Source organism: Serratia sp. JSRIV001, from assembly GCF_019968745.1.
Taxonomy (GTDB): domain Bacteria; phylum Pseudomonadota; class Gammaproteobacteria; order Enterobacterales; family Enterobacteriaceae; genus Chania; species Chania fonticola_B.
In genome coordinates this window covers 3,307,821-3,321,407 of sequence record NZ_CP074147.1, presented here as the reverse complement: position 1 = coordinate 3,321,407, position 13,587 = coordinate 3,307,821, and the positions used below count along the sequence as shown (strand labels likewise).

Sequence of the window (13,587 nt, the reverse complement as noted above, 5' to 3'; positions counted from 1 at the left end):
TTTTATGCACGGAGAAAACATGGCAATCGACACTTTTACCTGGCGCATTCAGGGACAACCAGAGGGCAGCTATGCCCAGCGGGTGAGAACGGCACAGTTCGGTGATGGCTATAAGCAGGTAGCCGGTAATGGTCTAAACATTGAAACCCAGACCTGGCCGTTGTCATTCACCGGCCAAAAAGCCCAGATGCTTCCGCTGTTAGAGTTCGCCCGTTCCCACACCACCAAATCATTCTTTTGGACACCACCCTACGGGGTAAAGGGGCTATATCGCGTAGTTGCTGACTCCATCAAGGCGACTCCGGTTGGCGGCTCGGTTATGACGGTATCTGCGACATTTGAACAAGCGTTCGCGCCATAAGGAGACCAGGTGGCAATCACAAATGACGTACAAAAACTGGAACCCGGTAACCGGGTCAGGTTAATCGAAGTCGACGGTACAAAATTTGGTGCCGATGTTCTGCGCTTTCACAATGAAACTATCCCCCATACCCCAACGGAGATCGCAGCGTCTGGTGGCGATGAAGCCAAGTTAAAGCCAAAAAGCATTTGGTGGCAGGGGAAGGAATACGGCGCATTTCCGTATGAGTTAAAGGGGCTAGAGTCATCCAGCAACGGGGCCAGTGCAACACCGAAATTGGCGGTATCAAATATCGACAGCCTGATCACCGCGCTGTGTTTGCGGTTTGACGATATGCTCCAGGCCAAGGTAACCATCCACGATACTTTCGCTCATTACCTCGATGCCAAAAACTTTGCCGGTGGAAACGCCAAAGCAGATCCCGCCCAGGAATTTAAGCAGGTTTTCTACATCGACAGTAAAAGCCAAGAAAACAACGAGGTCGTCGAATTTACGCTTTCTGATCCAATGTCGTTGCAAGGGCTACGGATCCCCACGCGGCAAATTACGGCACTTTGCACCTGGTGTATGCGGGGGCTGTATAAAACCGGGGATGGTTGCGCGTACGCGGGACAGAACGGCTGGTTTGACAAGAAAGGGAATCCAACCTCGGATCCTTCGCAAGATGCCTGTGGGGGGCTGCTGACAGATTGCAAAAAGCGCTACGGGGAAAATAACGAGCTGGATTTCGGCGGGTTCCCAGGCTCAAGTTTGATTAGGCGGTGATATGAGACAGAAAACTATCGATGCAATCTTGGCTCATGCCGAGAGTTGCCACCCGGCTGAATGCTGCGGTGTCATTGCCCAGAAAGGGCGCGTGGAGCGTTATTTTCCTTGTGCCAATCTTTCTCCCAAGCCTACAGAACATTTCGAGTTGTCCCCGTTGGACTATGCGGAAGCCGAAGAGTGGGGAACCATAGCAGCTATCGTACATAGCCATACTGGCGATGGGGCCACAACGCAGCCCAGCGAACTGGACATGTTGCAGTGTGACGTTACGGAATTGCCGTGGGTGATCGCTTCGTGGCCTGAGGGTGATATCAGGACGATTAACCCACGCGGTGAGCGCCCGTTGGAAGGTCGCCAGTTCGTGCTTGGGCATGCCGATTGCTGGTCGTTGATTATGGATTATTACCGACAACAACACGGCATTACTCTGCCTAATTACAGCGTGGAGCGCCACTGGTGGGGTGAAGGTGAAAACCTGTATATGGACAACTGGTATGAATGCGGCTTTCGGGAGTTCTACGGGTCACCACAACCGGGCGATATGGTCATTATGCAGATCTCGGCTTCGGTACCCAATCACGCGGGGATCCTGTTGGAAGGCAACATGCTACTGCACCATCCTTATGGGCAACTGAGCCAGCGGATCCCATACGGCGGTTATTTTCAGGAAAGAATGATAAAAATCCTGCGCTATAAGGACTTTTTCAAATGAGCGAAACACCGATCAGAACAATAAAGCTTGGCGGTATTCTGGGTAAGAAATTTGTCAAAGAATTTAAGTACCGTGCTCGGGATATACCTCATGCGATCAGGGCATTGAAAGGGCTATTCCCTGGCTTTGAGCGCTTCATGAATGAGGCGCAAATGAGGGGACTGACCTTTGCCGTTTTCGTTGGAAGCAAAAACGTCAGCGAAGAAGAAATCGACATGACCAAGGGTAATGACGATATACGTATCATTCCTCTCATTATCGGCAGCAAGCGGGGTGGCATTTTCCAAACCATTCTTGGTGCTGCCCTGATCGCGGCGTCGTTTATCCCTTATTTAGCGCCGATACAACCCTATCTTCGTATGGCTGGTGCATCGATGTTGTTAGGTGGCGTGGTGCAAATGTTGTCACCCCAGCCAGGCGGCTTGTCGGTAGGCCAGAATGCCGAGAATAAACCCTCCTACGCCTTCGGCGGACCGGTTAACTCGACGACACAGGGCAATCCAGTTGGTGTCCTATACGGCAGTAGAGAAATCGGCGGTGCTGTGATATCAGCGGGGATCTACGCGGAAGATCAGCAGTAAAAAATATCAGTGTTCAATCAGGCTCGCTTAGACGAGCTTTTTTTATGGGCGAAACCATGACAGACGTGATCCAAGGTCGCAAAGGTGGCGGTGGCAGTAGCCATACCCCGACAGAGTCCCCTGACAGCATACAGTCAATAGCGAGGGCGAAGATTTTGCTGGCGCTGGGTGAGGGGGAATTTGCTGGCGGGTTGGATGGGCAAAATATTTTCCTCGATGGCACACCGGTTTATTCGCCAGATGGAACCCTGAACTATCCCGGCTTTGAGTGGGATTTCCGTCCGGGCACCCAGATGCAGAATTATATTCAGGGAATGCCCGGCGCTGAATACGAAGCTAGTGTTGGTGTCGATCTGAAAGCCACGCAGCCTTGGGTGAGGGCGATAAATAATACTCAGCTATCGGCTGTCAGAGTTCGCATTGGCTGGCAGACGCTGGTAAGGCAAGAGGATAACGGGGATCGCGTGGGTACTCGGGTTGATTATACGATTGATCTCTCTACGGATGGCGGTGCATATCAGACCGTATTAAACGGGGTTATAAACGATAAAACTACGTCACTTTTTGAGCGCAGTCACCGTGTGAATCTGCCGCCAGCAACAACAGGCTGGCAAATCCGCTTGCGCAGGATTACCCCTGATTCAACATCCAGCAATGTCGTGGATCTTACGCGGGTGATGGCGATTACTGAAGTGATCGATGCCAAGCTTCGTTATCCCAACACGGCGCTGTTATTTGTTTCGTTCGATGCGAAACAGTTCCCAAACATTCCGCAGATCAGTTGTAAGCCGAAAGGGCGGGTTATTCGCGTTCCGACAACATATGACCCGGAAAGCCGGACATACAACGGCACATGGGACGGCAGTTTTAAATGGGCCTACACCAACAATCCAGCATGGGTATTCTACGATATTTTGCTGAATAACCGGTTTGGCCTCGGTGATCGCCTGGATGCAACCCAAGTTGATGAGGTAGAACTGTATCGTATCGCACAATACTGTGATCAACGTGTACCCGATGGGCGTGGCGGCTCCGGTACAGAGCCACGATTTGTGTGTGACGTTTATATTCAGGCTCAGAATGAAGCCTTTACCGTTCTGCGCGATCTGGCTTCGATTTTTCGTGGCATGACGTATTGGGCCAATAACCAGGTTTGCGTGTTGGCTGATATGCCGAGAGATATGGATTTTACATACACACGTGCAAACGTCATTGATGGAAAATTTCACTACCAAGGCGGCAGTTATCGAAACCGCTATTCGAGTGCGATGGTGAGTTGGTCAAACCCTGACAATCATTATCAAGATGAAGTTGAAGCGGTTATGGAAAATGCACTGGTTGAGCGTTACGGTGTCAATCAGACGGAAATCTCCGCCATAGGTTGCACGCGGCAAACGGAGGCAAACCGGCGCGGGCGCTGGGCGCTGCTCACGAATAGCAACGACCGCACAATATCGTTCTCAACGGGGCTGGATGGTTACATTCCATTGCCCGGGCGCATCATTGGCGTTGCAGATCAGATGTTGGCTGGGCGTGTGTTAGGTGGCCGCATATCGGCGGTTAATGGCCGGGTGATTAAATTGGATCGGGTTGCCGATGTATCGCCGGGTGATCGGCTGATTATCAATTTACCGAACGGCAGTTCCCAGGCACGCACTGTTTCCGTCGTCAGTGGGACCAGCGTCACGGTCAGCACTGCCTATAACCCAAACCCAGAACCGGAGGCCGTATGGTCTGTCGATGCAGGCGATCTGGCAGTCCAACAGTATCGGGTTTCAAACGTTACCGATAATGATGACGGCACGTTTACCATTTCTGCTGTTTGGCATAGTCCGGGCAAATACGATGCGATCGATACTGGCGCCCGGCTGGATGAGCGGCCGATATCAGTTATCCCGCCAGGCGTGCAGGCGCCTCCACGCAATATTCAGATCAGTAGCTTTACACAGGTGAACCAAGGGCTCGCAATCACTACGATGCGCGCCAACTGGGATGCTGTAGAGAATGCTGTGGCGTATGAAGCCGAATGGCGGCGCGACGATAGTAACTGGATTACTGCGGCGCGCACATCGGCCCTGGGATTCGAAGTGCAGAATATTTTTGCCGGGCGATATCTGGTGCGGGTCCGGGCCATAAATGCCAGTGATGTTTCCTCTATCTGGGGAACATCAAAGGAAACTCGGCTAAATGGCAAGGAAGGAAAACCACCCAAGCCTGTGGGATTCGCTACAACCCCCTTATTGTGGGGAATAGGCCTTTCCTGGGGCTTTCCTGCCGGGGCCGGGGATACCCTGAAAACCGAAATTCAGTACGCAAATAATGCCGCGGGCAATAACGCCATGTTGCTTTCAGACGTACCCTATCCGCAGCGCAGTTATGAACAATCAGGGCTGAAAGCGGGCCAGGAATTCTGGTATCGCGCGCGATTGGTTGATCGCACAGGAAACCAGGGCGACTGGATTGACTGGGTGCGTGGAGAATCCAGTGGTGAAGCTGATGACTACCTTCACTTAATCGGCGATAACCTGATGTCGGCAACTGATGGTGAGCTGCTTACCAGCCAGATTGACACAAATATCGATGCCATCTTGCAGAACGCGCTGGCCAATAACGCAACCGTGGATCATCAGTGGGCGCAATACGGCGAAGTGCGTGCCGATATTCTGGTTGTAAAAACCACAATAGCAGAGGTTGATAAAGCGTTTGCTGAAATGTCGACGCAGGTGCAGGCGCAGATCGGGGACGTTACCGCGGCTCTGGAAGATAAACTGACGGCTACGGTTGATGTTGCTGGCGCAACGGCGGTGCATACGCTGAAAGCCGGTGTAAAGATAAATGACGTGTATTACAGCGCCGGGATGTCTATTGCGGTATTGGCGCAAGCTGGCCAGCCAGTAGTAACTCGCATCGGATTTAACGCCAATCAGTTCGTACTGATGAGCGGTAGCGGTGAAAACCAATATTCGCCTTTTGCTGTGGTTAATGGGCAGGTATTTATCAGTGATGCCTTTATTCAGAATGGTTCTATTACCTCAGCAAAAATAAAAAACGCCTCAATCGGTGGCGCTCAAATTACGGATTATCTCCAGTCAGATAATTACTCTCCGGGGAGCGTTGGTATGAAACTGGGGTTCAGGGATGGATATGTTGAAATCAATGGTTCAGTGCCGGGTCTTGGAAGGACTGTTGTCAATAACGATGGTGTGGCAGTTTACGACGGTGCAGGACAAATAAGAACAAAGCTCGGGAGGATATATTGAGCCGATACGGACTTGTAGTTTATCCCAAAGACGGTGGTGCGGGTGTTGATATCAGCAACGGTTCTAAAGCCTGCGCCTATCGTGGATTTTTTAACCCTGAATTTGACCAAAACGGAGAAACATGGTCGTATCCTGAGCTTTCTCCTGGGGCCTCATTATTTATTGTCCCAAGAAGAACGGTTGCGATTATTCAAACAGGCGCGGTTCCCAGAGTAATATCATGCAGTGGTGTGCAAATATCGGGGAATACGGTGCATGCCTGGTTTGATGGATTTAACTCTAGCCAGGATAAAGGCAGGCGGCCCATCGAGTTTGATGCCTTTCAGGTATCAGGCGCTGGAGGTGTACCTCGTTATGGACTCCAGCTTATCGATGCAACAGATTACAGCGAAATTAACGATCTGGGCGTTGCGGGGAAATGCGTCTGGCGTGGTGTTGTTACCGTGCGCGGTGCCTGGGCAATCCCCGACATTCCTGATCGTGCCAACGCGATTGTTTTTGCTTACTGGGATCGTGGTGATCGCGCTGTGGATTTTGACCGTGAAAGCATGACTGTGAATGTCTATAGAGAAGCAGGTAGAGATGTCATCAGCGACGGCAGTGCAGATTGCCAGATGTGGATATGCATCTTTTCAAACGGCTCTTATCCGGTTCCTCCACGCTATGGATTGGCAATCTGGAATGCTGCTGGCCAGTGTACCTTCTCGTCGGATAATGCACCGATGCTTTATCGTGGTAATTCATTAAACACACAGCGTATACCGGGTAACTATGCATACCCCGTAGCGGCCACAGCAAAGCCACTGGTGCCGATTTGCCGCCTTGGTATTCATGATGGAATGAATTTATCGAATAACTATCTTGATTATCGCCATGCTGGAATGCGAATGGCTGGCGGCGGTGTTACGGCTTGGCGCACGAAATACATCAACAGTTACGACCATAGCAAAATCAATATTCAGTATCGGCTGACAACAATCAATCTGCCCGTACTGGACGCCGCAGATTATTTTAGTCTTTAAATAAGGGGCAGCTTATGCCAGCAGGAACTATCACGCTCACAACCAACTCGGCGATCGTTAAAGGCGCGGGTACCGCGTTCATAACAGAACTGAAGCCCGGCGATTTTGTTGTAGCGGTTGTCGGTGGTGTTACGTATACGCTGCCGGTGAAAACCGTCGATAACGCGACACAGGTCACGCTAATCCGCGTCTACGATGGCCCTACGCAAGCCGGAGCAGCATGGTCAGCCGTGCCGCGTGAAACACAGAACTCAATCACCGCACAGCTCGTCGCTGAAGCATCAAGAGCGATACGCGGGCTAAACTATGACAAGGACAATTGGCAGCAGGTATTCAGCGGCACGGGTAATGTCACGGTCAAGTTGCCCGATGGCAGCACGTTCACCGGGCCAGCATGGCGAGGTTACGCAGGACAATTATCTATTCTAAGAAATGATATTAATACAGTAGCGGAGACAACCGCAGGTAAGTTAGCAAAAGATAAAAATCTATCTGACTTAAGCGATAAAGCAGCAGCTCGTACTAGCCTTGGCCTGGGAACCGCAGCAACGGCTAACGTAGGTGCCAATAGTAATCAAATCATGTTAAATGGCGCATGGGGGCTGGGGGGGAGTTATAAAGGATTTAAAACCATTAATAGCAATAATGTTAATTACCTACTTAATGAACTTGGCGAGCGTGGCCTTACAGCCTTTAGAAACAATGCGCCAATAAATGACAACGGTGACGGATGGTATACTCCTGCTTGGGGACCGTCGATATGGTGCCGAACAGAAGACGTTTATGCTGCGTTTAACATGGCATCAACTGCAAACCATCTATCAGTATCATGTGGCAACCTTCGCGAAGGCTGGGTAATGCACAAAGTCATTTGGCATAGTTTTAATACAGTTGTTGATGGTAATGGATTCATTAAGAAAGCCTCGCCAATAACGAGTATTTATCGGGATGGCACCTGCAAAAACAATATGGAGTCGGAGGGAGTTACCTGCAAGCGGCTTGATGTAGGCATTTATCACGTTGATGGGTGTTTGGGTTTTTATAACGATAATGGTTGGAAATTCGAAGTACCCAAGGACGAAAACGGCAGTGCATTATTGTGGGTGGACTATGAAGTGAAAAAGGACGGCTCAATTATATTCAAGACGTACCACAGGACAAATGATTGTCCCATTTCTGCGTTGCAGAATAACATTGACGGTTACGCCAATGGTGACAGCATCGACATCCCAGAAGGTAAGTTTTTAATGGTTCGCCTAAACGTTCCAAACAGTCAATTCGCCGAATATGTTCCGGATGATTCAATCCCCATACCAGAGTCGGCATTAGCTGACTAAAAACTCAGGCTAGTCAATGGATATCCCAGGTGGCCGCTGGATTGATCTGCGTGTCGAGATGCCCGCAGGTGACGAGCCAGAACCGGAGGATGAAGTTATCCTGGAACCAGAGCTGCCGGAAATAGATGGGTCGGCAGGTGGTGAAGATCCTGCACCAGGTGAAACGCCTGCTCCTATCAAGAACCAAAGGAGTAGTAACGGAGCCGGGAGAAATCCCGGCTCTCGTGATAGCGAACAGCCGCAATGATGACGGCGGATGAGGTAGGCAGCGGCTGCCCGCAAGCCAGTTGCCAATCCCCGTCACGGTAAGCGTATAGCCAATACCAATCACCTGCAGGCCGAATAGTGATGCTAGCTCCGGATCCGGTGCTGGCATTGGCTCTGCTACCGTAGGGTAGTAAATCCGTACCCCTTCAATGATGGTGCTGCTGATAGGATTCATTCTGACTGGAACCAATCTTCAGCACTTTCCCATGTCTCCTGCAATATTTCCTCGATCGCTTCACGGTCAGCCGGTGTTGCCCTGCCCACTGATAGCCCATCCATGCCACCCAGCCGAACGGTTGCCACTACGTCAGGAAACTTACGCTGTAGGCGCTTGTTCATGGTTAGGAATCTCAATCGACCCTGTTTTAGATTCCTAACCATGAATCAGGAAGAGAAAGAGCCCTCGGGGGCAAGGCTTTCTGTGAGATAGGTCGTGAAAATCTCTTATTTGCTGTACTTTTAAGCTAAAACCCATTTTTCAGGCACATTTATCCCGCAGATGCTGTGCGAAGCCATCGGTTTTTGGCCATATTCTGCAGCCTGTCAGAAAGCATTTTTGTCGCATGTTCGCCCGCTACGGCGCCGGCAAACAGCAGAGGACTTTTACACAGGATGCATTGATACGGGTCGGTGCCCAGGAACGCTTTCATCAGCACCGCGTACCCCGGCTTCTGCGGTTTCTCGCGCGGCGTCATCTCCAACGCGTCGTAGACCTTCGGCAGCAGCGTGCCGCGTTTGCGGTTGGCCAGGAAACCGTAGTAACGCACCATTTTAAAGTGTCGGGACGGGATGTGGCTGACGTAACGCCATAGCATCTCCTCCTGGCTCAGTTTCTGGCGTTTATGCTGTTGCGTGTTGTGGTCGTAGTACTGGTGCACCACCGAGCCGCCGCGGTAATGACGGAGCTGCGAAGCAGCCACCGGCGGACGTTTCAGATAGCGGCCCAAGTATTTGACGCTGCGCCAGGCACCGCGGGTTTTTTTGGCGAAGTGGACCTTCCAGTGGCGCTGATATTGCGCCTGCAGGTAGCGTTTCCACTGCTTCACATCGCGGATATGGCCGAGATTGGGCAACTTGCCGGGATTGACGCGGTCGTAGCTGGCGCGCAGCAGGCGGATGACGGCGCCGCGCCAGATTTCTTCGACCTGCTGTTTTTTGAAAAACAGGTCGCGCCAGACACCGTGCTTGGTATCGAGACCCCCGCGGGTAATGGAGACGTGGATGCTGATTGAGCTGGCGGCCGTAGGTGTGCAGCGCGCAGAAGATGCCGACCTCGATGCCCAGCTTGCGCGCGTGCCTGAGCATCGCGCGGGTGGCGCAGCGAAACAGGTCGTTGAGTAGTGGCCAGTTGTTGTTGAAGAATGGCCACAGCAGGTGGGGCATGGTGAAGGTGATATGTTGCCAGTCGCAGTCGGGCAGGATGTGCTGCTGCTCGGCAATCCACTGCTCGGTGCCCTTGAGGCCGCAGCTGCTGCAAGCTTTGGTCTTGCAGGTTTGGCAAATAAGACGTGAATGCGAGCAGTGATCGGCGCTGCAGCAATATTTTTTGACGCCCATGGCGCAAGTGCCGCAGGCGAGCATGCGCTCGACGGAAAGCTTGGTCCAGTCGGAGAGCTGATGGCCATTCTTCTCGAGGAAGCGGTCCCAGCCGTCATCGTGCTGGAACAGGAGCTTTGTCGGTCGCGGTATGTACATGAAAGGGAGTATAAAATACGTCTAAGAGGGTGGAAAGTACTTCGTCTGCGCAGCAGACGAGCTCACGCTGCAGGCGTGCTATCGTTCAGTTCAATAGCCAGGGCAGACGCAGCACCTGCCGGCAACTTCTTTTTCTTATCGATAGTCACTTCAATATGCAGCATGGTTTAGACCTCCACGATTTAACTGTTTATTTGTACAGATAAATTATCCTTTGTTCAATATGGATTTTTGCAAAGCGGAAAACTTTTTGGCGGAAAACTTTTCGAGTAGGAAGGTTTTAAAGAATAGGCGCTAGGTGAAACGCCTGTAACTATCGAAGAAAGCAAGGAGTGATTTACAACGCCGGGAAAAATTCCGGCAAACTATCCAGCCAGATACCACCATGCTAATCTGGGTGAAAAATAACCGGAGGTATCTATGGAACTGGATGAGGAAAGATGCGGGATGATAGCCGCAGAAATTGGAGCGGTGGTTGTTGAACTTGTGCATGCTGGTCAACTTGTCGACAGAATGTCTATCGTGAATGCGTTGGAGTCGAAACGTAGGGCTGTAGGGAACACACTTCATAAAGGGGTATGTCGAGATGCTGCAGCTTTGGTTCGAGGGAGAGAATAACGATACTCGTACGGTGATTGTCGAACGATTTTTATGATAGGGCTGTTTTTTTTAAAAACCATCCGAAATTTTTCCGAGCCATCCCGAAAAAAATGATATGTGTTTGATTATTTTGACGTGTTTTGGCATGTTTTATGGAGCGAGTAATAGCCCGTTTGTTCTTTAACCTAATGATATTTAAGTTGTTTTTTAATTAGTGGCGGGAACAGGAATCGTACTCGGTCTTTTTTTATTTTACTTTAATTTCAATGCTTTGCACGACGCTGTGCGAAAATGTCCGAAAATTGTCCGAAAACTGATACTCGGTCTTTTATAGCATCACGTATTCTTTACCCCTCGTATCCAGGTATTTATTGGTCATTTTTTCCGATTTATGCCCCAGTAACTTCATGGCAAACTCCTTCCCTTTCTCCCTCTCATATAACCTTCCTGCCAGGCTCCGGATTTCGTGGAATGTGGGCGGGCTATCCTCCAAAGTAATCCCCGCATCTTTCCTTGCCGTAACAAATTTTTTGGTTAAGCTGTCAGGATTAAGCGATCCGTCTGGACTGTTTTTCCTGATACCAGCGCTGATCATGAAATCTGTGGTGCTTGCCTGCCGGCAGCGATCAATTACCGCCCCCAACTTTAGCTTTACTGCTCGTAATTCCAGATCCAAGGGTAACGAAATCATAGCCCCAGTTTTCCCCTGATTTATCTGTAAACGTCCGTCTACGACATGATCGAAACGCATTAACGCTACATCCTCGCGCCGTTGACCTGTCACCAGCGCTAAGCATTGTTCCCCTTGGGGATGATGCTGACCGAAGGACCGTTAACCTGTTACATACACACCCCGCCGACCATTTACCGGGGTATATCATCAGAAACCCGGTATTCGCTCCCAATTAGCATGAACTACCGAGGGCAGTTAATAAATAATTGACTTTTTAGCCAATCGATAAATCAAACTGGGTAAAACAAAGCCTTTTTTTCCATCAATTAAAACAGGAGAGGTTATGCTTTTTAATTCATAAGTAATGACATTCTTCGCTTCTACCTCATCAACAGGAAAGAAAGCTCCGCCCGGTTCACAATGCATGAAAAAATCCCCCATCTTTGCATTACATTTTTCACAGTGATTCATGAAGTACTTGGAATTTGTCTGTTTTGAATAATCCAATGTGAACCGTGGAGCATTTGGGCCAAGAACGTAAAGTAAATCTTCACCGATTCGTTCTACATAAGAGAAACAATTCAACTTGGAATCAGCGAGGCAATAGACACGACTGAAATGCCTGCAGCGCCAGCAAGGTTCGAAAGATTGAACCAAATAAATTGGTGGATAGAGTTTTCTGCCAGATGTGTTCTCAACTTTGGTTTCAAGCCAACTTGAGAATGGTAGTTGATTATGGGTATTAGTAATAAACCACTTTTTTTCGTTTGGATCCCAGCGTGCTCCTTTGCTTTTTGCTTCATCCTTTTCACTGTAAGGAACATTTAAGTAGATTTTATTATCCATAAAAAACCCTTTTAAATAAGTAACATATAGCATTATTTAAAACGAACATACAAATTTACCGACCGTTGCGGCGGTTTAATCTTATCTAAAAATTGGAGAATCCACTATGGGATTTGCATTACCAAATGGGGCCGTTGTATTTGCTGGCTCCAAAATGGCCGCCGCGTTGCCGACATCGGCTGTCAGCAACGCAAAAGGGGCTGTATTCACGGTCGCTGGCAGCACGTTGGCCGCTGGTGACATTGTATTAATCAAATCAGGGTGGGGGCTTATCGATAATCTGGTTGCCAAGGTCACTACGGCTACAACAACCGCCGTCACTATCGGATCACTTGATACCTCTGACGTTAGCTTTTTTCCAGCGGGTGCTGGCGCTGGCTCATTGACGAAAGTTACTGAATGGACGCAGATCCCGCAAATTACTGAGGTAGCCGCATCAGGTGGTGATCAGCAGTATGTGCAGATTCAATTCCTGGAGGATGACCGCCAGCGCAATCTGGCCACATTCCGAGCGGCGAAAACACAGACGTTCACCTTTGCGCATGATTCCACTCTGCCTATCTACAGCGTGCTGCTTGCTGGCGATCGTTCGGGCGATACGTTGCCGTTTTACATGTATGTGCCAAAGGCGAAAGAAACCCGTTATTGGTCCGCTATTTCTTCATTCGATCCGCAGCCGGCTACCGCAGTGAACGCGGTTGAAACGGTGCAGGTTTCACTCGCCGTGCAGTCCCGCACCATGACGTTCTACAAAGACAAATAATTCACTGGGGCGGGAACTGCGCCCCACTAATCACAGGTGTCGACATGAAATTTACTCTTATCCCTAACCCAACTTTTAAAATTGATGTGACCATTCCCCGTGCCGGGGCCGAGGATGGCGTTCTGACATTCACGTTCAAGCATAAAACTCGTGCCGATCTGGAAGTGTTGGAAAAAAACTTGCGTGAAGAGTCTGAAAAACTGGGTGAAGCAGGCAAGCACAGCAATGCGCCGATGGTGTCATTTATCTGTGAAATTGCTGAAGGCTGGGCGATGCCGGAAAAATTCACGAAAGAAAACGTCTTGGTGTTATTGGAGAACTACCCACGCGCCTTTGACTCGATCGCGTTGGCATATACCCGTGAGCTGATGGCGTTGCGTGAAAAAAACTAACAGCGGTTGCCTCGGCATTCTATACGCCTGAACCCTCACCGGAAGAACTGGCCGCGTTCGGGTTGACTCTGGACGATATAGATTCTGACCCAGTGGAAATCCTGCCCGATGTGTGGCCGTCTTTTGAAGTGTTCCGCGCTATGGCCACACAGTGGCGCACGGGCATGAGTGGCGTCACTGGTTTGGATTACAACTGCTTGCCCTGGGTCATGAAGCTGCACGGCGTAGAGGATGAGGCAACTGCTCTTACAGATATCCGGGTGATGGAAGCGATGGCGCTTTCGGTTATTCATAAAAAATGAAGGGGGGA

The 13,587-nt window shown here is 50.1% G+C and carries 14 protein-coding genes and 2 pseudogenes; 11 read left to right on the top strand and 5 right to left on the bottom strand.

The features are described 5' to 3' along the window. Positions 1–19 precede the first annotated feature (19 nt). From KGP17_RS15240 to KGP17_RS15210, 7 genes are read left to right on the top strand one after another with little or no spacing between them, the layout of a single operon-like run. Complete coding sequence (locus tag KGP17_RS15240; RefSeq protein WP_223497854.1) at positions 20–361, top strand: phage tail protein; 342 nt, start codon at positions 20–22, stop codon at positions 359–361. A gap of 9 nt (positions 362–370) precedes the next feature. Beyond that, on the top strand, positions 371–1,126 hold the full coding sequence (locus tag KGP17_RS15235; protein WP_223497853.1) for a phage minor tail protein L: 756 nt from the start codon (positions 371–373) through the stop codon (positions 1,124–1,126). Between the two features lies 1 nt (position 1,127). Further along, entirely contained in the window at positions 1,128–1,841 is a 714-nt protein-coding gene (locus KGP17_RS15230) for a C40 family peptidase (protein WP_223497852.1), read from the top strand. Then, on the top strand, positions 1,838–2,422 hold the full coding sequence (locus tag KGP17_RS15225; protein WP_223497851.1) for a tail assembly protein: 585 nt from the start codon (positions 1,838–1,840) through the stop codon (positions 2,420–2,422). Before KGP17_RS15230 ends, KGP17_RS15225 begins: the two co-directional genes overlap by 4 nt. Before the next feature lie 44 nt (positions 2,423–2,466). Beyond that, positions 2,467–5,682 (top strand): host specificity protein J, encoded by a 3,216-nt coding sequence (locus KGP17_RS15220; RefSeq protein ID WP_371822029.1) that lies wholly within the window; start codon positions 2,467–2,469, stop codon positions 5,680–5,682. After that, on the top strand, positions 5,679–6,704 hold the full coding sequence (locus KGP17_RS15215) for a DUF6453 family protein (RefSeq protein ID WP_223497850.1): 1,026 nt from the start codon (positions 5,679–5,681) through the stop codon (positions 6,702–6,704). Before KGP17_RS15220 ends, KGP17_RS15215 begins: the two co-directional genes overlap by 4 nt. 14 nt (positions 6,705–6,718) lie before the next feature. Then, positions 6,719–8,041 (top strand): phage tail protein, encoded by a 1,323-nt coding sequence (locus KGP17_RS15210; protein WP_223497849.1) that lies wholly within the window; start codon positions 6,719–6,721, stop codon positions 8,039–8,041. A gap of 13 nt (positions 8,042–8,054) precedes the next feature. Here KGP17_RS15210 and KGP17_RS15205 read toward each other — a convergent pair whose 3' ends face one another. From KGP17_RS15205 to KGP17_RS15180, 4 genes and pseudogenes are all read right to left on the bottom strand, one after another. After that, positions 8,055–8,483 (bottom strand): hypothetical protein, encoded by a 429-nt coding sequence (locus KGP17_RS15205; protein WP_223497848.1) that lies wholly within the window; start codon positions 8,481–8,483, stop codon positions 8,055–8,057. After that, the gene (locus KGP17_RS15200; protein ID WP_223497847.1) at positions 8,480–8,647 is read right to left on the bottom strand and encodes a DinI-like family protein; all 168 of its coding nucleotides are present in this window, start codon (positions 8,645–8,647) and stop codon (positions 8,480–8,482) included. The genes KGP17_RS15205 and KGP17_RS15200 overlap by 4 nt, the downstream gene beginning before the upstream one ends. Positions 8,648–8,796: 149 nt before the next feature. Next, positions 8,797–10,003 (bottom strand): annotated as a pseudogene (locus tag KGP17_RS27990) (IS91 family transposase). 928 nt (positions 10,004–10,931) lie between these two features. Next, positions 10,932–11,396: pseudogene (locus KGP17_RS15180) on the bottom strand (tyrosine-type recombinase/integrase); the annotation flags it as partial. Positions 11,397–11,414: 18 nt separating this feature from the next. Here KGP17_RS15180 and KGP17_RS27985 point away from each other — a divergent pair. Further along, on the top strand, positions 11,415–11,546 hold the full coding sequence (locus KGP17_RS27985) for a hypothetical protein (RefSeq protein ID WP_371822028.1): 132 nt from the start codon (positions 11,415–11,417) through the stop codon (positions 11,544–11,546). Here KGP17_RS27985 and KGP17_RS15175 read toward each other — a convergent pair. Further along, on the bottom strand, positions 11,532–12,122 hold the full coding sequence (locus KGP17_RS15175) for a DUF5710 domain-containing protein (RefSeq protein ID WP_223497845.1): 591 nt from the start codon (positions 12,120–12,122) through the stop codon (positions 11,532–11,534). The genes KGP17_RS27985 and KGP17_RS15175 overlap by 15 nt on opposite strands. A gap of 106 nt (positions 12,123–12,228) precedes the next feature. Between KGP17_RS15175 and KGP17_RS15170 the strand changes: the two genes are divergently transcribed. The 3 genes from KGP17_RS15170 to KGP17_RS15160 all read left to right on the top strand — a co-directional run bounded on the left by KGP17_RS15170 (position 12,229) and on the right by KGP17_RS15160 (position 13,579). After that, positions 12,229–12,885, top strand: coding sequence for a phage tail protein (locus tag KGP17_RS15170; RefSeq protein WP_223497844.1), 657 nt, complete (start codon positions 12,229–12,231; stop codon positions 12,883–12,885). A 44-nt stretch (positions 12,886–12,929) separates the two neighbouring features. Continuing rightward, the gene (locus KGP17_RS15165; RefSeq protein WP_223497843.1) at positions 12,930–13,277 is read left to right on the top strand and encodes a phage tail assembly chaperone; all 348 of its coding nucleotides are present in this window, start codon (positions 12,930–12,932) and stop codon (positions 13,275–13,277) included. Positions 13,278–13,369: 92 nt separating this feature from the next. Then, entirely contained in the window at positions 13,370–13,579 is a 210-nt protein-coding gene (locus tag KGP17_RS15160) for a DUF1799 domain-containing protein (RefSeq protein WP_371822027.1), read from the top strand. Positions 13,580–13,587: the final 8 nt, after the last annotated feature.